General features: G+C 50.6%; 32 protein-coding genes and 2 pseudogenes. 25 read left to right on the forward strand and 9 right to left on the reverse strand.

Going from position 1 to position 20,311, the window contains the following annotated elements; translation table 11 throughout:
• The first annotated feature begins 13 nt into the window (after positions 1–13).
• The 11 genes and pseudogenes from FVB43_RS18985 to FVB43_RS19035 all read left to right on the forward strand — a co-directional run.
• On the forward strand, positions 14–1,351 hold the full coding sequence (locus tag FVB43_RS18985) for a DNA circularization protein (protein ID WP_167864543.1): 1,338 nt from the start codon (positions 14–16) through the stop codon (positions 1,349–1,351).
• Positions 1,348–2,424: a phage baseplate assembly protein gene (locus FVB43_RS18990; RefSeq protein WP_167864544.1), complete on the forward strand. Its 1,077-nt coding sequence runs from the start codon at positions 1,348–1,350 to the stop codon at positions 2,422–2,424. Before FVB43_RS18985 ends, FVB43_RS18990 begins: the two co-directional genes overlap by 4 nt.
• A complete protein-coding gene (locus FVB43_RS18995; protein WP_167864545.1) occupies positions 2,424–2,978 on the forward strand; it encodes a phage baseplate assembly protein V in 555 nt (184 codons plus the stop codon). The genes FVB43_RS18990 and FVB43_RS18995 overlap by 1 nt, the downstream gene beginning before the upstream one ends.
• On the forward strand, positions 2,978–3,391 hold the full coding sequence (locus FVB43_RS19000) for a phage GP46 family protein (protein ID WP_167864761.1): 414 nt from the start codon (positions 2,978–2,980) through the stop codon (positions 3,389–3,391). The genes FVB43_RS18995 and FVB43_RS19000 overlap by 1 nt, the downstream gene beginning before the upstream one ends.
• Complete coding sequence (locus FVB43_RS19005) at positions 3,384–4,451, forward strand: baseplate J/gp47 family protein (RefSeq protein ID WP_167864546.1); 1,068 nt, start codon at positions 3,384–3,386, stop codon at positions 4,449–4,451. Before FVB43_RS19000 ends, FVB43_RS19005 begins: the two co-directional genes overlap by 8 nt.
• Entirely contained in the window at positions 4,442–5,023 is a 582-nt protein-coding gene (locus FVB43_RS19010) for a YmfQ family protein (RefSeq protein WP_167864547.1), read from the forward strand. The genes FVB43_RS19005 and FVB43_RS19010 overlap by 10 nt, the downstream gene beginning before the upstream one ends.
• A gap of 2 nt (positions 5,024–5,025) precedes the next feature.
• On the forward strand, positions 5,026–5,883 hold the full coding sequence (locus FVB43_RS19015; protein ID WP_167864548.1) for a gp53-like domain-containing protein: 858 nt from the start codon (positions 5,026–5,028) through the stop codon (positions 5,881–5,883).
• Positions 5,883–6,317 carry a tail fiber assembly protein gene (locus FVB43_RS19020; RefSeq protein ID WP_167864549.1) on the forward strand — a complete coding sequence of 145 codons (435 nt, stop codon included), beginning with the start codon at positions 5,883–5,885 and terminating at the stop codon, positions 6,315–6,317. The genes FVB43_RS19015 and FVB43_RS19020 overlap by 1 nt, the downstream gene beginning before the upstream one ends.
• Positions 6,318–6,438: 121 nt before the next feature.
• On the forward strand, positions 6,439–6,669 hold the full coding sequence (locus tag FVB43_RS19025; protein ID WP_167864550.1) for a DNA polymerase V: 231 nt from the start codon (positions 6,439–6,441) through the stop codon (positions 6,667–6,669).
• Positions 6,670–6,671: 2 nt separating this feature from the next.
• Positions 6,672–6,995, forward strand: a complete 324-nt coding sequence (locus tag FVB43_RS19030; RefSeq protein ID WP_167864551.1) for a S24/S26 family peptidase — start codon at positions 6,672–6,674, stop codon at positions 6,993–6,995.
• Between the two features lie 187 nt (positions 6,996–7,182).
• A pseudogene (locus tag FVB43_RS19035) lies at positions 7,183–7,350 on the forward strand (NADP-dependent isocitrate dehydrogenase); the annotation flags it as partial.
• 64 nt (positions 7,351–7,414) lie between these two features.
• Here the strand turns inward: FVB43_RS19035 and FVB43_RS19040 are convergent.
• The 3 genes from FVB43_RS19040 to FVB43_RS19050 form a co-directional block, all read right to left on the reverse strand.
• The gene (locus tag FVB43_RS19040) at positions 7,415–7,741 is read right to left on the reverse strand and encodes a hypothetical protein (RefSeq protein ID WP_133843298.1); all 327 of its coding nucleotides are present in this window, start codon (positions 7,739–7,741) and stop codon (positions 7,415–7,417) included.
• A 94-nt stretch (positions 7,742–7,835) separates the two neighbouring features.
• On the reverse strand, positions 7,836–8,162 hold the full coding sequence (locus FVB43_RS19045; protein WP_133843300.1) for a contact-dependent growth inhibition system immunity protein: 327 nt from the start codon (positions 8,160–8,162) through the stop codon (positions 7,836–7,838).
• Between the two features lie 2 nt (positions 8,163–8,164).
• On the reverse strand, positions 8,165–8,410 hold the full coding sequence (locus FVB43_RS19050; RefSeq protein WP_133843302.1) for a hypothetical protein: 246 nt from the start codon (positions 8,408–8,410) through the stop codon (positions 8,165–8,167).
• A gap of 175 nt (positions 8,411–8,585) precedes the next feature.
• Here FVB43_RS19050 and FVB43_RS24680 point away from each other — a divergent pair.
• A pseudogene (locus FVB43_RS24680) lies at positions 8,586–8,788 on the forward strand (hypothetical protein); the annotation flags it as partial.
• Between the two features lie 54 nt (positions 8,789–8,842).
• Here FVB43_RS24680 and FVB43_RS19055 read toward each other — a convergent pair.
• Complete coding sequence (locus FVB43_RS19055) at positions 8,843–9,169, reverse strand: contact-dependent growth inhibition system immunity protein (protein WP_133843304.1); 327 nt, start codon at positions 9,167–9,169, stop codon at positions 8,843–8,845.
• Between the two features lie 2 nt (positions 9,170–9,171).
• On the reverse strand, positions 9,172–9,993 hold the full coding sequence (locus tag FVB43_RS19060) for an RNase A-like domain-containing protein (protein WP_133843306.1): 822 nt from the start codon (positions 9,991–9,993) through the stop codon (positions 9,172–9,174).
• A gap of 179 nt (positions 9,994–10,172) precedes the next feature.
• On the opposite strand from FVB43_RS19060, the gene FVB43_RS19065 reads away from it, so the two are divergent.
• The gene (locus FVB43_RS19065; protein ID WP_133843308.1) at positions 10,173–10,484 is read left to right on the forward strand and encodes a hypothetical protein; all 312 of its coding nucleotides are present in this window, start codon (positions 10,173–10,175) and stop codon (positions 10,482–10,484) included.
• Positions 10,485–10,552: 68 nt separating this feature from the next.
• Here FVB43_RS19065 and FVB43_RS19070 read toward each other — a convergent pair whose 3' ends face one another.
• Positions 10,553–10,762, reverse strand: a complete 210-nt coding sequence (locus tag FVB43_RS19070) for a hypothetical protein (protein WP_197931306.1) — start codon at positions 10,760–10,762, stop codon at positions 10,553–10,555.
• Between the two features lie 166 nt (positions 10,763–10,928).
• Between FVB43_RS19070 and FVB43_RS24910 the strand changes: the two genes are divergently transcribed.
• The 7 genes from FVB43_RS24910 to FVB43_RS19100 all read left to right on the forward strand — a co-directional run bounded on the left by FVB43_RS24910 (position 10,929) and on the right by FVB43_RS19100 (position 15,618).
• Positions 10,929–11,090 carry a YnfU family zinc-binding protein gene (locus tag FVB43_RS24910; protein ID WP_213202313.1) on the forward strand — a complete coding sequence of 54 codons (162 nt, stop codon included), beginning with the start codon at positions 10,929–10,931 and terminating at the stop codon, positions 11,088–11,090.
• Between the two features lie 292 nt (positions 11,091–11,382).
• Positions 11,383–12,921, forward strand: coding sequence for a cryptochrome/photolyase family protein (locus FVB43_RS19075; RefSeq protein WP_167864553.1), 1,539 nt, complete (start codon positions 11,383–11,385; stop codon positions 12,919–12,921).
• Entirely contained in the window at positions 12,918–13,058 is a 141-nt protein-coding gene (locus FVB43_RS19080; protein WP_167864554.1) for a DUF2256 domain-containing protein, read from the forward strand. The genes FVB43_RS19075 and FVB43_RS19080 overlap by 4 nt, the downstream gene beginning before the upstream one ends.
• A gap of 131 nt (positions 13,059–13,189) precedes the next feature.
• Positions 13,190–13,609, forward strand: a complete 420-nt coding sequence (umuD, locus tag FVB43_RS19085; protein WP_133843318.1) for a translesion error-prone DNA polymerase V autoproteolytic subunit — start codon at positions 13,190–13,192, stop codon at positions 13,607–13,609.
• 2 nt (positions 13,610–13,611) lie between these two features.
• Positions 13,612–14,874 (forward strand): translesion error-prone DNA polymerase V subunit UmuC, encoded by a 1,263-nt coding sequence (gene umuC, locus FVB43_RS19090; RefSeq protein WP_167864555.1) that lies wholly within the window; start codon positions 13,612–13,614, stop codon positions 14,872–14,874.
• 181 nt (positions 14,875–15,055) lie between these two features.
• A complete protein-coding gene (locus FVB43_RS19095; RefSeq protein WP_133843348.1) occupies positions 15,056–15,334 on the forward strand; it encodes a type II toxin-antitoxin system RelE/ParE family toxin in 279 nt (92 codons plus the stop codon).
• Positions 15,334–15,618 (forward strand): HigA family addiction module antitoxin, encoded by a 285-nt coding sequence (locus tag FVB43_RS19100; protein ID WP_159337278.1) that lies wholly within the window; start codon positions 15,334–15,336, stop codon positions 15,616–15,618. The genes FVB43_RS19095 and FVB43_RS19100 overlap by 1 nt, the downstream gene beginning before the upstream one ends.
• 34 nt (positions 15,619–15,652) lie before the next feature.
• Here the strand turns inward: FVB43_RS19100 and FVB43_RS19105 are convergent, their stop codons facing one another.
• On the reverse strand, positions 15,653–15,799 hold the full coding sequence (locus FVB43_RS19105; RefSeq protein WP_159337277.1) for a hypothetical protein: 147 nt from the start codon (positions 15,797–15,799) through the stop codon (positions 15,653–15,655).
• Positions 15,800–16,073: 274 nt separating this feature from the next.
• Here FVB43_RS19105 and FVB43_RS19110 point away from each other — a divergent pair, with 274 nt between their 5' ends.
• The 4 genes from FVB43_RS19110 to FVB43_RS19125 all read left to right on the forward strand — a co-directional run bounded on the left by FVB43_RS19110 (position 16,074) and on the right by FVB43_RS19125 (position 19,160).
• Positions 16,074–16,454, forward strand: a complete 381-nt coding sequence (locus FVB43_RS19110) for a putative holin (protein WP_133843352.1) — start codon at positions 16,074–16,076, stop codon at positions 16,452–16,454.
• On the forward strand, positions 16,441–16,728 hold the full coding sequence (locus FVB43_RS19115; RefSeq protein WP_133843354.1) for a phage holin family protein: 288 nt from the start codon (positions 16,441–16,443) through the stop codon (positions 16,726–16,728). Before FVB43_RS19110 ends, FVB43_RS19115 begins: the two co-directional genes overlap by 14 nt.
• Positions 16,729–16,907: 179 nt before the next feature.
• Positions 16,908–18,659 carry a glycosyl hydrolase family 28-related protein gene (locus FVB43_RS19120; RefSeq protein WP_167864556.1) on the forward strand — a complete coding sequence of 584 codons (1,752 nt, stop codon included), beginning with the start codon at positions 16,908–16,910 and terminating at the stop codon, positions 18,657–18,659.
• A 300-nt stretch (positions 18,660–18,959) separates the two neighbouring features.
• Entirely contained in the window at positions 18,960–19,160 is a 201-nt protein-coding gene (locus FVB43_RS19125; RefSeq protein ID WP_133843358.1) for a hypothetical protein, read from the forward strand.
• 11 nt (positions 19,161–19,171) lie between these two features.
• Here the strand turns inward: FVB43_RS19125 and FVB43_RS19130 are convergent, their stop codons facing one another.
• Together FVB43_RS19130 and FVB43_RS19135 are read right to left on the reverse strand one after the other, a co-directional pair.
• A complete protein-coding gene (locus FVB43_RS19130) occupies positions 19,172–19,420 on the reverse strand; it encodes a hypothetical protein (RefSeq protein ID WP_133843360.1) in 249 nt (82 codons plus the stop codon).
• A gap of 266 nt (positions 19,421–19,686) precedes the next feature.
• Positions 19,687–19,932: a DinI-like family protein gene (locus tag FVB43_RS19135; protein ID WP_133843362.1), complete on the reverse strand. Its 246-nt coding sequence runs from the start codon at positions 19,930–19,932 to the stop codon at positions 19,687–19,689.
• 154 nt (positions 19,933–20,086) lie between these two features.
• On the opposite strand from FVB43_RS19135, the gene FVB43_RS19140 reads away from it, so the two are divergent.
• The gene (locus FVB43_RS19140; RefSeq protein ID WP_133843364.1) at positions 20,087–20,311 is read left to right on the forward strand and encodes a YgdI/YgdR family lipoprotein; all 225 of its coding nucleotides are present in this window, start codon (positions 20,087–20,089) and stop codon (positions 20,309–20,311) included.

Raw genomic sequence — 20,311 nt, forward strand, 5'->3', positions numbered from 1 at the left:
CCCGGAGAAAAGCATGGCCGCCAAGTGGAAAGACTACCTTCAGGACGCCTCCTTACGGGATGTCCCGTTTAAAGTTAGTGAGGATGAGGCAACGTTTGGGCGTCGTGTACAGGTTCATGAATATCCTCAGCGAGATAAGCCGTTTGCGGAGGATATGGGCCGTGCTACCCGTAAGTTTAGCGTTCAGGCGTATGTGATAGGCGATGATTTTTTCATCCAGCGCAACAAACTCATTGAAGCCATTGAAAAACCCGGAGCCTGCACATTAGTTCATCCGTACTACGGTGAAATGGAAGTGATACTGGATGAGACAGTCCGGGTAAGTCACTCCGTCGATGAAGGTCGCATGTGCCGTATAACCTTCAGTTTTGTCGAAGCGGGGGAATTATCATTCCCTACGTCCGGGATAGCCACGGGCTCTAAACTGAATTGGGCCGTCGCTGCGCTCGATGACTGCATTTCATCTGCATTTGAGTCCTTTGGGCTGGATGGCATGAGCGACTTTATGCAAAGTGACGTAATTAAAGAAGCGACAGATATGGTTGATACCATTACAGCTGTTTATCAGTATGTTGATTCAGGTATCACAGCAGCTTCTCGTTTATTGCAAGGCGATCTGTCGGTATTGCTTTCGCCCCCGTCAAGTGGGATGACCTTCGTCAACAAGCTGCAAACGATGATGCGTGCTGGTTTGAAACTTAATGGTGATGCATCTGATCTCATGTCTGCTGCAAAGAGTTTTAGTGCGGTAGCGCTGCTCCAGGGGCTCTCACCACGATATGCCTGGAAGACCGACAGCAAGACCACACAGGCAACAACGGTGCAACGTAACCATATTGCGCAGGCGATCAGAACAGTAGCGCTCAGTGAGGCGGCTTATACAGTTATCAACCTGCCGCAACCCCCCGCCGTGACTGTCACGGAGCAAAATAGCACGCAGCCAGTCAAGGTTCCTCATCCGGCTGTAAACGACATCATCGAAGATTCCGCAGGGGGATCACCCGGCGTAACCACTTCGACTAATACCGCAAACGTTCCATCTTGGGATGAGCTTGCAGACGTTCGTGAAAGTTTCAATGCCGCCATCGATCAGGAAATGGTACGTGTCACTGACGATGCACTATTTCTGGCACTCAGACAGGTGCGCACTGACCTCAATAACGACATCAGCACCCGGCTTGAACAGGTGTCACGCGTAACGGTTCGCACACCTTTGGAGGTTGTACCTGCACTCGTTCTTGCGGCTGACTGGTATGACTCTGCTGCTCGGGAGTCTGATATCACAGCCAGGAATGGCATCAGGCATCCGGGCTTTGTCCCTGTCCAACCGCTAAGGGTTCCCGTCAGATGAACAACACCGTATTTCTTCGCGTTAATGGCCGTGAATGGGGCGGCTGGACTTCTGTTCGTATCTCTGCCGGGATTGAACGTATTGCTCGTGATTTTAACGTTGAAATTACGCGTTCATGGCCCGGCGATAAAGACGATGCGAGCAGGAAAGCTCGAATAAAAAACGGCGACAAAGTGGAGGTGTTGATCGGTGATGACCTGGTGATCACCGGCTGGGTGGAAGCGACCCCTGTTCGTTATGACTCTACAAGCCTAAGTATGGGAATTGTTGGGCGCAGTAAGACAGCAGACCTTATTGACTGCTCCGCTGCCCCGGCACAGTACAGCGGCAGATCATTGGCACAGGTGGCAGCAGAACTGACGAAGCCCTTCAGCATTACCGTTGTTGATGATGGTGGTGCTTCCGGCGCGTTGCAGGGCGTACAGGCCGATCAGGGAGAAACGGTTATGGATGTGCTGAATAAGATGCTGGGAATACAGCAGGCGCTGGCTTACGACGATGAAAAGGGGCAACTGGTTATCGGGGGGATCGGCGCGAAGAAGGCCACAACCGCCTTAGTTCTCGGTGAAAACATTCTGAGTTGTGACTCTGAAAAAAGCATCCGTGATCGCTTCAGTTCTTACGAAGTCGCAGGGCAGCGGCAGGGGAATGATGATGACTTCGGTGAAGCGACGACGACAGCTATTCGCGGCCAGACAATCGACGGCGGCATAGCACGGTACAGGCCAATGCTGATCAGGCAGACAGGTAATGCCACGTCTGCAACATGCAGTGACCGCAGCAAGTTTGAGATGCGTCAGCGTGCAGCACGTACTGACGAAGTGACTTACACAGTTCAGGGCTGGCGGCAGGGTGACGGAACGCTGTGGCGGCCAAATATGCAGGTTATCGTTTTTGACCCGATTCTCAATTTTAACAACAGAGAAATGGTAATCGCCGAAGTGACCTACCAGTTGGATGGTATCGGCACAATTACCGAACTCAAAGTTGGCCCGGCTGATGCCTATTTACCTGAGCCGGAGAAACCGGGCAGACGGAAGCGTAAAGCTATAAATGATGAGGACGATTTCTGATGGCAAACCCGTTTCAGGCCGCTGCGCGAGGCATTTCAAACCTGCTATCACGGGCCGTGGTTCGCACTGCAAGCTCGGCAACTAAGTGCCAGTCGCTACAGATCAGCATGGCCGGTAATGAATCAAAGAGTGACATAGAGCATTTAGAACCGTATGGATTCACGTCTTCCCCTCATCCAGGCGCTGAGGCGGTGGCCGCATATTTCGATGGTGACCGCTCTCATGGCGTTGTGCTGGTGGTCTCTGACCGCCGCTATCGTATTAAAGGACTGGACCAAGGGGAAGTAGCTTTCTATGACGACCTGGGCCAGTCCGTGACGTTAAAGCGAAGCGGTATTGTTGTGGATGGTGGAGGCAAGCCAATCACATTTAAGAACGCCCCTAAAGCCCGCTTTGAAATGCCAATTGAGGCAACAGGGAATATCAAAGATAACTGCGATGGGCCAGGCGTCTCTATGGCGGATATGCGCGTTAAATACAACGGTCATACGCACAAAGAGAACGGTGACGGTGGTGGGACCACTGACGCCACGACCCAGAAAATGGAGGCATGATGATTATTACTGTGAACGGGAAGCAGTGCAGCGCCTCTTATCCCTTCGACCCCCTGACCCGCGCCGTGCTTATTTCAATTGGCACATGGCGACGAGCAGAACCTGATGATTCACCAGAAGAGCCGAACGGCTGGTGGGGAGACAGCTTTCCCACTGTGCAGAACGACAGGATCGGCACGCGGCTGTATTTGCTCAAACGGCAAAAGCTCACAAATAAAACTCAGCTTAAGGTACGCGAGTATCTTCAGCAGTGCCTCCAGTGGCTGGTGGATGACCGCGTGGCCTCACGCGTGGATGTAACAGCTGAACGTACAGGTATTGATACGCTCATCGCCTCCGTGACTATCAGTCGCATGGACGGCACTCAACAAACAATATCTTTTGATGACCTCTGGAGTGAACTTAATGGCTGAAAGCGGTTATTCCCGTCCCACACTCCCGCAACTGATCACGACAATCCGCAGCGACATTTTCACAAGAATTGCAGCAGACACGACACTGGCCGAACTGAGGCGTTCTGATGCGGAAGTTTACGCCCGTGTTCAGGCTGCTGCGGTTCATACCGTCTACGGATATATCGATTATCTGGCGCGCAATCTGTTGCCTGACCTGGCTGATGAGGATTGGCTGACACGACACGGGAATATGAAGACAGCGCCACGCAAAGCCGCTGTAGCCGCTACAGGTTATGTACGCTGGGAAGGGGTTAAAGATGGCATACATGTTGCTGCTGGCGTATTAATCCAACGTGATGACCTTGTTTCCTATACCTCAACCGCTGATGTTTCGTCTGCTGGTGGTGTTCTGCGTGTACCTGTTACCTGCAATGCCACCGGGTCAGCAGGCAATGCTGATGACGGGACAACGATGAGACTTGTAAGCCCCATCGAAGGTATCTCCTCGACGGCCCAGGCGGACACGATTCAGGGGGGGGCGGATATTGAGGATATCGAACTATGGCGCTCCCGTATTATTGAGCGCTGGCAGTGGACGCCGCAGGGCGGGGCTGATGATGATTATAAGGTCTGGGCAAAAGAAGTAGCCGGAATTACACGTGCATGGGTATACCGGCACTGGTCAGGGCTGGGAACCGTGGGTGTCATGGTCGCCAACAGTGACCTTATTAATCCCATACCTGACGCCGCAACAGTCGAGGCGGCTCAGTCACATATCGAACCCCTTGCACCTGTTGCCGGTTCCGATGTTTACGTATTTGCGCCAGCATCTCGCGAGGTTGATTTCCGAATTCGGCTTTCGCCCGATACTGAAGCTGTTCGCTATGCCGTCATCGCTGAATTACGGTCAATGCTTTTACGGGACGGAATTCCTGAAGGGGTTATCAAGCCATCCCGGGTGAGTGAAGCAATCAGCATTGCTACTGGAGAATACAGTCATACTCTCCTTAGCCCGATTGATGATGTGACTATTGCTAAGGGAGAGCTGGCAATCGCCGGGGAGTTCTTATGGATCTGACAGAACAATACGAGCAGATGCTCGGCGTTCTGCTACCCCGTGGGCCTGCATGGGATGAGATGGACCCCCTTTTAATGGGGCTGGCTCCTTCATTGTCCAGGGTGCATGAGCGTGGCGATGCGTTGATGCTGGAAATTGACCCCCGATCAGTGACCGAACTCATCGACAGATATGAAACCATTACCGGACTTCCCGATAGCTGCGCCCCTGCCGGGGTGCAAACGCTGCAACAGCGCCGCCAGCGCCTTGATGCGAAGCTAAATCTTATTGGAGGCTTGAGCGAAAAATTTTACTTATCTCTTCTCGCATCGCTTGGCTATCCATCAGCAACGATCACCCGGTATCAAAAATCGCAGTTCACGTGTCTTTCTAACTGTACTGAATCACTCTATTCAAATGAATGGCGCTACTACTGGCAAGTCAATATCAATGAGTCTGCACAGATTCTGCCAATGACGGCAATCAGCAGCTGCACTGCTTCGCTCAGGACGTGGGGCGACACTGTTGCTGAATGCGTCATAAGTAAAATGGCTCCCTCTCATACTGTTGTTATTTTCCGCTACACGGAGTAATTATGCATCGTATTGACACATCAACTGCTCAGGTTGATAAATTTGGCGTGGGTAAAAACGGTTTTACGGCTGGAAATCCACAGACCGGGGAATTACCTACAGCGCTGGATCAGGACTTTTTTGATTCTCTTCAGGAAGAACTTGCAGGGGTAATTGAAGGTGCATCTATCGCACTCAGCAAAACTTCCCGGAATCAATTATTAACCGCTTTGAAAAAGCTATTTTTACAGCCAGGAAATAACTTATCAGAAATAGTCAACACGGCAGCAGCGCTGACTAAGCTCGGAGGCGCGCCGCTTGACAGCCCTACATTCACAGGAACCCCGAAAGGACCAACTGCGGCAGTAGGCACTAGCAATACGCAGCTTGCAACGACAGCGTTCGTACAGTCTCTGATTGCAGGATTGCTGAAAGCATCAAACAACCTCTCTGAAATAGCAGTAGCAGGAATTGCGGCACAAGCACTGGCTCGCGGTAATATTGGCCTTGGTACGGCAGCAGTAGCTAACATCGGAACCGGTGCTAATCAGATCCCTGATATGAATAGTTTCGCGTCAACACTCTCAGTGGGTGGAATTCAACGCTTACCAGGTGGGTACGCCAGGCAATGGGGTAGCGCAGTTGCTACTTCAGGGGCCGACTGGACTATAAATTTCCCCGTCGCCTTTTTATCCGCACCATTCGCAATGACATTCGGATGTCGGCAGGCCGCTACCCCTGACGCAATGCAATCAATCATAATTACCGATAGCACTCTCACAAATACTGGCGTACAGGGTCGTGCATACAGACTGGCTGGTAGCGGAGGGATTACACCTTCGCCGAGCGCATTTTTTTGGATGGCAGAGGGCAGAATATAATGTACGCATATAGCAAAACAACAAACGCATTCTATTTGCTGGAATCAAAGGCTTCATATCTATTGGCAGGAACTTGGCCACCTGATGCGGAAGAAGTGACGGACGATATTGCAAATGAATTTGTGTTCACAACGAGAGTTGGAAAAGTTCGCGTTGCTGGCAATGACGGGCTGCCCGCTTGGGTTGATATTCCACCACTCTCTGACATTGAGAAGTTGATAATTGCTGAAGGCAAAAAAGATAATTTGTTAGCTGAAGCCACACAGAAGATTACTGTCTGGCAAACAAAATTATTAATGGGTCGAAAGTTAACTAGCGCTGAATCAACTTCTCTTAACTTGTTGATGGATTACATTGACGACTTAGAAGCGGTTGATACTTCGACTGCAAGTTCCACATCACAAATTTCATGGCCTGCACCGCCAGCAATCTAAATTTCCCACCAGATCATCGCCATGACAATTTCCCCTGCCGCCGCGGTTGACCATTCTCGTTAGTTGATCAAATAATACTGTATATCCAAACAGTGTTAGAGGTGAGTTGTGGGCAGACGAGATGACATACCGGCGGCGGTTCAGGGCGAGCATTAAAATTGAGTCCAGCGGGCGGCGAACAGTAGCCACCGCTGACTTTATCGTAGCGTTAGAAAGGGTTAACTACGAATGGACGCTGAAAGAGGCTAATCAGTGGATAGAGCACTATCAGAGCACGTTCCGCGACGTTTCAACGGAAGAGGGTGAGCGCCGGACGTTCCAGCTGTTCAATCCTAACAATGGGGGATACTGATTATGGGCTTTCCTTCACCTGCTGCTGATTACGTTGAAGACCGGATAAACCTGAACACGCTGTTTATTCATCACCCTTCAGCAACTTCACTGATCGATCATTGCGGGCTGACATATGTCGTTGATGCCGCCATAACACCCCGTGACGGCGACACGCTGTGTTATGAGATATTTGGAGAGCAGGGCATAGGCAAGCTGATGGGTGGCTGCATAGTGACGCCAGACGGTGAGAGTATCGAAGGTGAGGCTCTAAGTGAAGTGATCGTGAGGGGGAAGGTCATACTGACGATTACACAGCACTATGATTTTGGCAGGCCGACGATTTAGACACGGCCTGCAAACCAATGTGTCATGGATAGTCTTATGTGGGTTTTTCTTTGAAATGTATTTCTGCAAAACTATTTTTAACTTGATGTTATATAAATTATTTTTCACCAGAAAAAAGAGTGATAAGAACCCGGTGGCAGTAATGTTTATGTGATAAATATCAATTGGTTAATTAATCTTTATCATGCTACTGCTGCGTCATATGGAATGGTTCGAAGCCGCTGACCTGATTGTTAAAGGCATGGAAGGCGCAATCGCTGCCAAAACCGTGACCTATGACTTCGAGCGTCAGATGGACGGCGCTAAACTGCTGAAAGCTTCAGAGTTTGGCGACGCGATGATCAAACACATGTAATCAGCCCTGCTGATGCTGTGCTGACGGGAACTTTAGGGTTCCCGTTTTTATTTTCAGTTTCGAATTATTTAGCGTGATATTCTTCACGTTTTTGCTTCAGAGAGGCAGATAGCCACGCCAGGAAATCAAGTAGCGTTGGGGTGTAATAATGGGTGTCACCAGCCAATCCGTTCGTCAACGTGTTTAAAGCCGATGCCGCAGACTCATTATCGGTATAAGTTTCCCGAAACAGATCGATGCTATTAATCAAATCATCAATATGTTGCATGCCATGCCTGGAGATGGTTTTAAAGGCAGTATCAACAATTTCCGGATAAGTATCTCCGTATTCGTCAGAGTCCTGCCCGAAGAAAACCACGAAAAAATCGCTAATCCATTTATGATCATTCATCAGTTACCCCGGCACAGGATAAGCAGTAAGGATATAGTAGGGTTTACCATAGTAAGTCTCCTTGAATAACACGACGACAAGTTTATTTTTCATGTTATTTAGCGCGATCTTCTTGCCGCTTTTGCTTCAGAGAGGCAGATAACCACGCAAGAAAATCAAGCAGTGTCGGGGTATAATAATGGGTGTCACCGGCTAAATATCGCGTCAGCTTGTTCAGAGCGACAGCGGCAGATTCATTGTCCGGATAAGTCTGGCAGAAATCATCAATATTACGGATCAGATTATCCAGATAGTTTTCACCATCTTCAATATAGATTTTGAAAGCAGAATCGACAATGTCGGGATAATTTTCGCCATATTCATCACTGTCTTGCCCGAAGAAAACGATGAAAAAGTTACTAATGTTGGTGAAATTTTTCATATTTAAATTACCGGGAAATCCGTAGTGATGTAATAAGGCTTGTTGTTGAATTGTTTTTTCTTCATAACAACCTCAATTTTGGTGGCTTTAACTGCTTTGCTTATTGCCTGTTCGGCAATCTCCAGAGAAATGAAAGAGCTGGCAGCGTTTACTTCTCTGCCCCAGATACGCTCAGTGAGCACTGACTCATCAGCCATGACGGCTGCCAACTGGACCGGGGTCATGGCAATACTAAAACCGTTTTCCATAACGTTTCCTTGTTATCACATCATCCAGAACTGAGGATAAAGGAGTAGGATTAACGGGTAAATATTACCCAGGGCACCTGCGTCTTTTTCGTAAAAACACTCAATTTTGCATACCATCGGTAAGTTATGACTTAATAGTGGATATCTTATGTGTGTGATCGCTTTACGAGGATGAATGATTGTCAGGACATGGCACGGCTACGTGCCTCTCAAACACGTGGAAGGATTTAGTGCTCATTTGCAGAGAAAGCTGGGGTAGAGCATGCAAAAGGGACGCCGGGTAACAAAGGCGCAGCTGTCCGCCGTGAAACGCAGGGGGACTGGGAGCATTTGACGTGGTGGGAGTGTCTGGATGCCGTGAAGGCATTTGCCGGAGACATTCAGGAAGGTAACACGGTGACAGTGGCCCACATGGATGTGGGCCGTAGAGTATTATCTGGCGTTATACTCATCACGCTTTTGTTTTAGAGTGGACGAAAGCCACTCCAGAAATTCAAGAAGTGTTGGTGTGTAACATCTCGTATTGCCCGCAGACCCTCCGGTAAGTTCATTCAGGGCAACAGCAGCGGACTCATTGTCCGGGTAATTTTTACGAAAGTCATCAATGTTGGTGATTAGGTTATTGAGATAATTACCACCATCTTCCACATAAATCTTAAAAGCAGAATCTACAATCTCTGGATAACTTTCACCATATTCATCACTGTCCTGTCCAAAAAAAATGATGAAAAAGTTACTAATGCTGGTGAATTTTTTCATATTTAAAGTACCGGATAAGCTGTGGTGATGTAATAAGGTTTGTTGTTGAATCTTTTTTTCTTCATAACAACCTCAATTCTGGTGGCTTTAACTGCCTCAGTTGAATCATATTTAACAATGATCCCTACATTTTTCTTAACGTTATACTTAAAAATAAGGTGAGATTCATTATCAGTGCTATTACTCTTTGCCCATTGCCGAATTTCAGCCCGATTGGCTTTAACGGCTTTGCTTATGGCCTGTTCGGCAATATGCAGAGAAATGAAAGAGCTGGCAGCGTTTCCTTCTTTGAATGAACCTGACTGAATACCCCTCTTAACCTTTTCCAGTAATTCACGCTCAGATTTGCCCACATGCTTTCTCAAAGTATGCCCACCGCCCGAAAAACCTTTCACGGCCTCATGCCTCATCAAATTAACCTGTCCCATTCTGACCGATGCCACACGAGCCGTACCCGCTACTGAGAACGGGAGTATCACATCCACGGCGATACCGATCTGGTCAGCCGTAGACTTATCTGCGCCCAGCTCACTTGCGATACCCGCCGTAGCGCGAGCGGTCATTGAGGCCGTTGGTTTGCCGGAATACACCTGCCAGGCTGAAGCACTCATCCCATCCAGACTGTGCGCCCCCACAATAATGCATCCCGCTTTCGTCACTCCGGTAGGTTCCGGGACCAGGCAAAGGGCAGTGGCACCGGCCAGCTCCAGCACACTACCGAGAAACCCGATACTGCCCCAGATACGCTCAGTGAGCACTGACTCATCAGCCATGACGGCTGCCAACTGGACCGGAGTCATGGCAATACTAAAACCGTTTTCCATAACGTTTCCTTGTTATCACATCATCCAGAACTGAGGGTAAAGGAGTGGGTGCAACGGGTAAATATTATCCAGTGCACTCGCGTCTTTTTCGTAAAAACACTCAATTTTGCATAGCATCGGCAAGGTATGACTTAATAGTGGATATCTTATGTGTGTGATCGCTTTAGGAGAATGGATCAATGATTGTCAGGACATGGCACGGCTGCGTGCCTCTCAAACACGCTGAAGGGTTTAGCGCTCATTTGCAGAAGACTGGGGTGGAGCATGCAACAGGGACGCCGGGTAACAAAGGCGCAGCTGTCCGACGCGAAACGCAGGGGGACTGGGAGCATTTCTTCCTGGCGACGTGGTGGGAGGATCTGAATGCCGTGAAGGCATTTGCCGGAGAGCATTATCAGATTGCCGTCACTTACCCGGATGATGAGGTGTTTGAACTGTTGTCTGACCCTTACGTTTTTCAGCATGAGGTTCAATCGATCTCCACCTTGTGATGCCAGGCGAAGCGCTCAGAGCAAAACGGCATCCTGAGTGATTTGCCCCTGAACACCCCATACAGCGATCAATCAGGACGAATACTGTCACCGCGGCCCACGGATTTTTCACAGTCAGCTTTTAGTCTGCCGTATGCATCGGGTGCCAGCGGGGCGGTCATCATGGTGCGCCAGGTACGGCATTCAGGCGTTTCACTGCGCTGTTGCTTCGGCTGATGTGGTGAACAGGCGGTTGTAAGAGCCGCGATGGCTATCAGTAAGGTGGTTTTGTTGATCATGCTCTCTCCTTTTGTACGGCAGAATCTATCGCGGGGCGAAAAGGCAATGGCATCACTTCCCGCTCCGGTTCTGTAAGAATAGGTAAAAAATTAACATAAGCTCTGGTTAACCATTAGCGCGCTATGTTAGTTTTATCTTTCACGCGGATACAAGAGGAAAATGGTCATGACCTACTTCCAGTATGCAATGGAGCGGATTAAGCTGATTACCACCGAAGTGGAATGCCCTGATTGTCACCGACCTGGCCGACAGTCGATCACCATGCAATCAAAAGCCTCACCGATGAAATGCCCGCATTGCGAAACGAGATTCACCCTGCAGCAGTAACCGTTACCGATTTTGTCACAAACCGCCGGATGGGCGGTTTTTGCTTTTTCGCCGTCCCGTTTTGCCACATACACTATTGTCGGATCAGGTTCAGCGCCGCGCTCCGGGGTAACGTTCTTTCCTCGATAAAAATAGCGGCCTGTTACCCGGTTTAAAGGACAGCCACTGGGTTTGTGCCAGTGACGGTTTTCTTCAACGGCAAATGCTATGCTAATCGTGCTTATCTGCTGTTAAACGCCGACAGGCCCGGTTTAACGCATTCTTACATATCATTTTCGCAGGTCGCAATGTCATGAATAAGCTGCACCGGTTGTGCCTGGTTCTGGGCGATCAGCTATCGTTTGATCTGGCTTCATTACAGGGGCTGGATGCGGAGCGCGATACGGTTTTACTGGTTGAGGTCATGGAGGAGGCCAGCTATGTTCCTCATCATCCGCAAAAAATCATATTGATCTTCAGCGCCATGCGCCATTTTGCCCAGGCGTTACAGCAACGTGGCATCCGGGTTGAGTATGTCACTCTCGATGACCCGAAAAACAGCGGATCAATACCCGGGGAACTCAAGCGCTGGCAGTCGCTGGTGGCGCCGGACGAAGTGCATCTGACCGAGTGCGGGGACTGGCGACTGGAGGCGTCGATAAAGGCGTGTAGCTTCCCGATTCACTGGCATAGCGATACCCGATTTCTGTGCACGCGCAGTGAGTTCTCTTCCTGGGCTGCAGGTAAAAAACAGCTGCGCATGGAGTTTTTTTATCGTGAGATGCGTCGTAAGAGTGGGCTGTTGCTGAACGGCGACGGCAGTCCTGTCGGTGGGGCATGGAATTTTGATGCTGAAAACCGTAAAGCGCTGCCCAAAAACGTCACCGCACCGTACCCGGCACGTTTCAGTGCAGACGCCATTACCCGTGACGTCATGGCACTGGTGGGTGAACATTTTAGCCATCATTACGGTTCAGCCGCCTCTTTCGATTATCCGGTTACTCATGAAGATGCCTGCACTCTGTGGGATTATTTTCTCGATTACGGTCTTGCAGCCTTTGGCGACTATCAGGATGCGATGGCCAGCGATGAGCCTTTTTTGTTCCATGCTCGCATCAGTGCGGCACTCAATATCGGTCTGCTTGATATGCGCCAGTTATGTGCTGATGTGGCATCTGCCTATCAGGCAGGCCATGTTGCACTCAATGCTGCCGAAGGATTTATCCGTCAGTTGATTGGATGGCGTGAGTATGTACGCGGCGTCTATTGGCTGAAAATGCCCGAATACGCCAGCGGTAATCGGTTTGCTAATCAACGGGTGTTGCCTGAGTTCTACTGGACGGGTGAAACACAGATGAACTGCATGCGGCAAACTATCGGTCAAAGCCTGGAGCATGCCTATGCCCATCATATTCAGCGCCTGATGGTGACCGGCAATTTTGCGCTGCTCGCGGGTATTGCACCAGAGGAGGTATGTCAGTGGTATCTGGCGATCTATATGGATGCATTTGACTGGGTTGAACTCCCCAATACGCTGGGTATGGTGATGCATGCCGACGGGGGGTATCTGGGATCTAAACCTTACTGCGCCAGCGGACAGTATATTAATCGTATGTCTGATTACTGCCGTAGCTGTGCATATAAAGTCAGTGAAAGCACGACCGACAATGCCTGCCCGTTCAACGCCCTCTACTGGCATTTTTTGATGCGCCATAGCGATATTCTGCGGGATAATCCGCGTATGAACCTGACGTATAAAAACCTTGAGCGTATGACCGATGTCCGGCAGCAGGCGCTCTGGCAACACGGTGAAGAGCTTCTGGCCCGCCTGGATGCCGGAGAGGCGTTGTGAACAAAAAGAGTGAGCTCCCGGTTAAAATCTGTGCCGTCTGCGGGCGGCCTTTCAGCTGGCGCAAAAAATGGGCGAACTGCTGGGAAGAGGTGCGCTACTGCTCAGAACGTTGCAGGCAACAACGTGTGTCGCGGTGATGGTGAAGACGCATCGACAACTAAATTTCCCGCCACTTCAGGTGCTTTCCAGAATCTCATCGCAAGGCGCTTGATCGCAGCACAGATTCAGCGATACTGTATATAAATACAGTATTATTGAGATTCCCCTTATGCAGTTCATCCGCCCGACCGACAGTTATCACGCCCTGCACCTGCCTTTATTCCTTGAGCGCGTTCCGTGTGGCTTTCCCAGCCCGGCACAGGACTATGTTGAAGATCGCCTCGATCTCAACAAGTTTGCCATTAAGCACCCCAGCGCCACCTACTTTATCAAAGTCAGCGGGGACTCGATGCGTGGGGCAGGGATCGGTGACGGTGATCTGTTGATCGTCGATCGTTCACTGACCGCCGTGCATGGCGATATTGTGGTGGCGGCTGTGGCCGGAGAATTTACGGTCAAAGAGCTGCGTACCCGGCCCACACTGCAACTGGTTCCCCATAACAGCGAGTATTCCGCGATCGTCTTTTTGAGTGAGGAAGAGCTGGAGATTTTCGGCGTGGTGACCTTTACCCTTAAAGCACACAAATAACTATGTATGCGCTGGTGGATGTGAACAGTTTCTACACTTCCTGCGAAACGGTTTTCCGCCCGGACCTGCGCGGGCAACCCGTGGTCGTGGTATCCAATAACGACGGGTGCGTGATCTCCCGCTCGGCGGAAGCCAAAGCGCTGGGGATCAAAATGGGTGCGCCTTATTTTAAGCTGAAACAAGAGCTGCAGCGCCAGCATGTGCATGTGTTCAGCTCTAACTACGCGCTTTATGCCGACCTCAGTGAGCGGGTGATGATGTTACTGACGGAGATGTCCCCGGGCATTGAGATTTACTCGATTGACGAAGCCTTTATTGATGTTGCCGGGGTGGAAAATTGCATGCCGCTGGAAACCTTTGGGCACCAGATGCGCAGCCGCGTATTGAAAGAAACGGGGCTGACGGTGGGCGTGGGAATTGGGCCGACGAAAACGCTGGCAAAACTCGCCAATTATGCGGCGAAAAAGTGGCGCAGGGCTGGCGGCGTGGTTGATCTGTCGAATGTTGACCGCCAGCGTAAGTTACTGGCGCTGGTGCCGGTAGAAGAGGTGTGGGGCGTTGGTCGGCGGATCAGTAAAAAACTCAATGGGATGGGCATAGAGAATGCGCTGCAACTGGCGGAATCGTCCCTGTGGGTGATCCGCAAACATTTCAATGTGGTGCTGGAAAGAACCGCCCGTGAACTGCGCGGCGAGCCATGCCTCGGGGTGGAAGAGTTTGCCCCCACCAAGCAACAGATTATGTGCAGCCGCTCGTTCGGGCACCGCATCACTGATTATGAAGAGATGCACCAGGCCATCTGTGCCTATGCCGAACGCGCCGCCGAAAAGTTGCGGCAGGAAAAACAGTTCTGCCGTTTTATCAGCGTTTTTCTGCGCACCAGCCCGCATGCGGAAGGGGAAGTTTTCTATGGCAACCAGGCTTCCGGCACGTTATTGATCCCTTCTAACGATACGCGTGACATTCTCCGTGTGGCAACGGAGGCCCTCGATCGTATCTGGATTGAAGGGCATCGCTATATGAAAGCCGGGGTGATGTTGGGGGATTTCTTCAGCCGGGGCGAGGCCCAGCTCAACTTGTTTGATGAGTATCAGCCGAAGCCCAATAGTGAAGCACTGATGCAGGTGCTGGATGAGTTGAACCAGTCGGGCAAGGGAAAGGTATGGTTTGCCGGGCAGGGCATCGAAAAATCCTGGGCGATGAAGCGGGAAATGTTATCTCCCGCGTATACCACCCGCTATGCCGATTTCCCGGTGGCGAAATAGCCTGATCGTATCTATCTCATTTATATCAACCATAACAAACTACATCTATCACGACATCACAGCCCTCGCTCTGCCAGGTCGCCGCTGTTTCCACGCGCTGTCGAAAGGTGATGCCTTTTGACTGTTGCACGAGGTGGAACACCTGCTATGATGTTCCACATCACGGAACAAGGACTGCGCCATGATTAAAAGCTTTAAGCATAAGGGACTAAAAAAATTCTTTCTAAAAGATGATAGTAGCGGTATCGAACAAAAGCTGGTGGGTCGAATAAGGAACCGCCTGACCGTGATTGATGCGGCAGAAAAAATCGGAGCGATCGATATGCCTGGTTACGACCTGCATCCGCTCAAAGGTGATCGGCAGGAAATGTGGTCAGTTAGCGTATCGGGTAACTGGCGTATCACGTTTACGTTTATTGATGGCGATGCTGAGATTCTTAACCTGGAGGATTACCACTGATGAAAATGGCTAACCCTGCTCACCCTGGCGAGATCATTGCAGAAGCACTGGATGATATGCGCGTTAGCGTCCGCCAGTTCGCCCGGGCAATGGAAATTGCACCCTCAACGGCCAGCCGGTTGTTGTCAGGATATACGGCGGTAACACCTGAGATGGCGTTGCGTCTCGCTATCGTTGTCGGGAGTACGGCGGAAACCTGGATGAAAATACAGACAAATTACAGCCTGCATCAGGCACGGCAAACGCTGGACACCCGTCATCTGCATCGACTATCGGCAGCCTGAAAAACACAGAACAGCCCGCCTGCAAAGGGCCGGGCTAATGTCTGCTTCTGAGATGCATTCGCTCTTCAAACTGATGCCATAACGCCAGCAGAACGCCCGGCAGGCAAATACCGATAATCACTAAAAAACCAATTAATGGCCCACCGATCAGCAGCAGAGAAAAGAGTAGTGCAGCGTTCATGTTGTTCCTTCGTTATCAGGCTATCGCTGAGATTTTATGCTGTCCCAGCCATGCACAGCATGTTTTGATTACGATCATGATTGATGATTTTGGTTATCGGCGGCACTAAAAAAAACATAAAAAATAACATCCCCGACTCACGCGTACGCAAAAATCGATGTAACTTTATAAAAACACAGTTACCGACATGACAGCGCTAACTGTTTATCAACCCGGCATTTGCCGGGTTTTTTTTATCCCTTAATCGGTAAGAGGGCACAGCAAAGGGGGCAACATGGCAGCAATGATATTCGCAGTGAGCCTGGGGGCTGCAGTCACCAAAGGTGCTGGTGTGGCCGGATTTATCGGCGCCACCGACTACGGTGTTCTGTTTGGCGCTTTTGCCGGTGCCGTTTTCTATGTTGTGACGGCAGCAGAACTCCAGGTTATCCGTCGGGCAGCCTATTTTATGGTGTCGTGGATCGTAGGTATTTATGGCGCAGGACTGGTCGGGGCGAAGATGGCGCTACTACTGGGGTACAGCGATAAACCGCTGGATGGCCTGGGGGCGGTGTTGCTGTCTGCGCTGGCGATTAAAACGTTAACGTTTTTCAGCCAGCAGGACCCGTCAAAGTGGCTGGCGCGCTGGAGAGGAGGACCTCATGGTAACAAATGATCCTATGGTCATCACCAACGTGGTGGTGTGCTCAGCAATCGTGCTGCGCCTGATGTTCTTCTATAAAGCCGGGGCCCGGCATCAGCGGTGGGCATCGTGGCTGGCCTATATGATCATTCTGGCTTACGCCTCTGTGCCTTTTCGTTTTCTCTTCGACGTCTATGCCCATACGCACTGGGCAGCGATTGTCATCAATGTCATTTTTTGCGCGGCGGTTTGGCGGGCTAAAGGCAACGTCGCACTGATTTTTCAGGTGCTGCGCCCACGGCAATGAAAACCACGCCAACGGACTGAAGATCACCAACATCAACCCGACAATCTACTGAGGAGGTATCCCCAACATCCCGACGTCAGTCACCTTTCCGTGCCGCTTCCCGGCATCGATGACCACTCCTTTCTTCTTGCCCACAGGGCATTCCTGACAGGTTTTCCTGTCTTTATCCGGAGGTTTTTATGATTGAAGTTAACTGCTTTGCCGATCTGCGTACCACCGCACCCGCGAAGGCTGGTGATATTGCCATGCTGAAACGTTATTACGATAAAGACTCGACCTTTCACGGTGGCGGCGATTTTGTCGGCTTCCTCGGCACATCGCCATTGAGTGATGACGGGGGCAGTGTGGCCAAAGGTAACGGCTTTTTCTGGAAGCGTATTATTAATGATACCGAACAGGTGAACCTGTACCACTTTGGTGCCCGCGGGGATGGAGTTACCGACGACAGCGATGCTTTCCTGCGTATGTTCAAGTGGTCGCAGGGATACGATACCAATGCGAAAAACATTGGTGTTCGCTTTCCGGCCGGTAAGTTTTTGATCAACCCGATTGATCTGACGGCCAGTGAGATTGCCTGCTTCGCCCTGTACGGTGATGACAGTCCATACGGTGTGACACCGCGTACGGTGATCGTGTCGGATAAGTCGATTAACCCGGTGCTCAAAGTGAATGCCCGTCGTACGGTGATCCGTGGCATTAGCTGGAATGGTCAGGCCAGCGCCGATACCACCGTCAATACCGGGGCGATCACGCCTGATATGTTGTCGAACGTACAGCCCTTCTTTGAAAACATCACCATTGAAGGGCAGTTCGTTAACATCCGCTGTTTCCGCGTGCAGAATAACGGCGGCACGGCGGTGAAACTGCTGGATACGCTCGACAGTCGTTTTGACCAGATCTATTCGCAGACGACCTATGCCCGCGTCTTCGATATCGGCTGGTCGAACTCACCCCGGGGCGTCTGGGACCATTCCACGGCGGTCGAGTTGACCAACGCCAACTTCCAGAGTGGTTATGGTGATGCCACGCTGATGATGCCGAGAATGACCCAGGGGATTATTCGTAACGTATGGATAGAACATACCCGTTTCCCTGGTGATCTGACCAACGGACAGTGGATTGTTGATGCCCTCAGCGTCGAGAACTGCGACAACCCGCTGTATATGAGTAACAGCCGGGCGCTGGTCCGCCAGCTTAACCTTCAGGCGGGGGCGAAAGTGAACCTCGATAACGCCCCGGGCCGCTGGCTTTCCGGCTATGAGAACGGCTGGCGTCGGGATGAAAACTACGGCACGGTAATGACCGGTTCGATGAAGGCGGGCTGGTACAGCGGCTATAAACTGACGAACACCACCACCAGTGATAAATGGTTCAAGGTGGGCAAATTTATCTTTCCGAAGGTCAATCAGCAGTGGACGATCGAACTGCTGGGCAAAATGTCGACGGCCAATCCTTCCGGCGTCGCGGGTAATCCCACGCAGGCGGTGTCCAGCGGGATGACCTGGTTGAACTTTCAGCGCTGCGCCACTGCCGTATGGGGCGATATGTTCCATCGCGGGCAGCCGGCAGTGCTGGATGTGAAGTACAAACGTAGTTATGAAAATATCGTTGAAGTGTGGGTCAAACTGAAGGCGGGGAGTGGTGACACGATGTTTAATTTACGCTCAACCGGCCCGACGCGTTTTGAGGCGGGCGAGTGTTCCTTGTTTACACCGGACCTGACGGAAACGCTGGATGAAACGGAGATCGGTACGGTCACGCCGAATGCCCGTCTCAGTTTACATAACGGGCTGGCGGGCTTTGGTGCAAATGAAAACGGGGTCGCCACGATGGCCACCAGCGTCGCCTCCGCCCCTGCCAGCAGCGTGCCGACAGGGTATGTGACACTTAATATCAATGGTGTTGACCGCAAACTGCCGTACTACAGCTGATAAAAAAGTAAATACATTAACCGCCCTTAGTTGGGCGGTTTTTTATTTATCATGATCAATTGTCCGAATCAGACTCTTTTCCTGATAAACCTTAGTGAAACAAGTGATAAATTTCCCTCTGCGAGTCAGTTTTTCCGCGCTTTCAGGCTGGCATTAATCTGAATTAAGGCAAGGAAACGCCTTTTTTAAGCGATAAACGCTTGAAAAGCAGGCAATGGCTGATTTAAATCCAGCGGCGGGGTTGTGATGACGTCACCAGGCTACGTAAAATAGGTCCAAAAGGTAAATCAGGAGAAGATCGTGTCTGAAACTGCATCTGGCGAACATCAATTTGAACGGCTTGAAGAAGCTAAAAATATCGCCCTCGGCTGGCGTATTGTGGGGCAGATGCCACCACAGACCCTTGAAGAAGCCATTCAGATGCTGCGCGACAGCTCAGATTTTGCCGCGAAAGTGTGCGATTTGCTGACAGAAGAGCTGGCTGCGAATAAGCGACGCTAAGGCGCATCGTTTTAATCAGATGACAGCCGCGCTGTTTCACCGCGATGTCGAAAGCGGGACCACTCGTCCCAGCAGTTTTCCGGGTTTATATCACTGAAGTTCTGTGACGGATCGAGCGCAAAGGCGATACGATCGGGAATAGACACACACATGGCGGTATCGCGCAGTGCTTCTACCTCTTCGCGCGTCAGGCTCGCCCCTTTCTGTCGTTCCGCATCGCTCAGTAATCCCATCAGTGAGGGAATATAAATTGTGGCCATAGCATGCCCCATTGGTCTCTTATTGTGATGGTTAATTTTTCGGCATCGCAGAGGGGAACTTTAGTGGCAGGGCTTGCATAGGAGGCTAACTGGTTACAAAAGCTGATATTTTAGACAAAAAAAAGCCCGCTAAGAGCTTTAATGCGGGCCAACACCAGGGAAATCTATTAAAATAAATAATAAGACGAATCTGAATAAATGCAAATGAAAAGCATCTTTTTTACGCATTAAATTCAAAAAATTTGGCATGTCACCGCACATATACATCAAAATTCTTCTGATACCATCCACTGATCGGCTTCATCGAACATCTCTTCAACGATGCGTAACAGCGTGGATTTATCGCTTTTACTGGCGTCGCTCTTCACACCGTTAGCCTGCATGGGTTTTACCTTGACCTGTGCGTCAGGAAACACTCTCTTGACCCGCTTTTCCAGCTCATTAAGAATAAGTTGTTCGGCATTGGCCAGACCGGCTACGTTGCGCTTGTCATAAATCAATTCAACAAACATTTTTGCTCCTTGTGCATTTTTGCTGGATAAAAATACAGGTATCTTATGCCGGGTTCAAACACTATTTCCGCTCTGGCAGGAAGAAAGGCAGCAAACCGCAAAACAGGGCTCCCAGCGGGACTAGAATAGGGCACCGGTTAAAAAGGAGAGCAGCATGAACAAGATGATGGCAAGTGCGATGGTGTTAATGATGATGGGAGTGTTGGCAGGGTGTACCAGCGACCACATCTTGCATATGCGGGATGGCAGTACGGTCGTGGTGGAGGGTAAACCTCACCTGGATAACGCCACTAAAATGCTGGTCTATACCGACGCAACCGGGCGCACCCAGGCCGTGAACCTGGACGAAGTGCAGGGGATGTCCCGGCTGAAAAACTGA

Source organism: Erwinia rhapontici (genome assembly GCF_012271765.1).
In the GTDB taxonomy this organism is placed as follows: domain Bacteria; phylum Pseudomonadota; class Gammaproteobacteria; order Enterobacterales; family Enterobacteriaceae; genus Erwinia; species Erwinia rhapontici.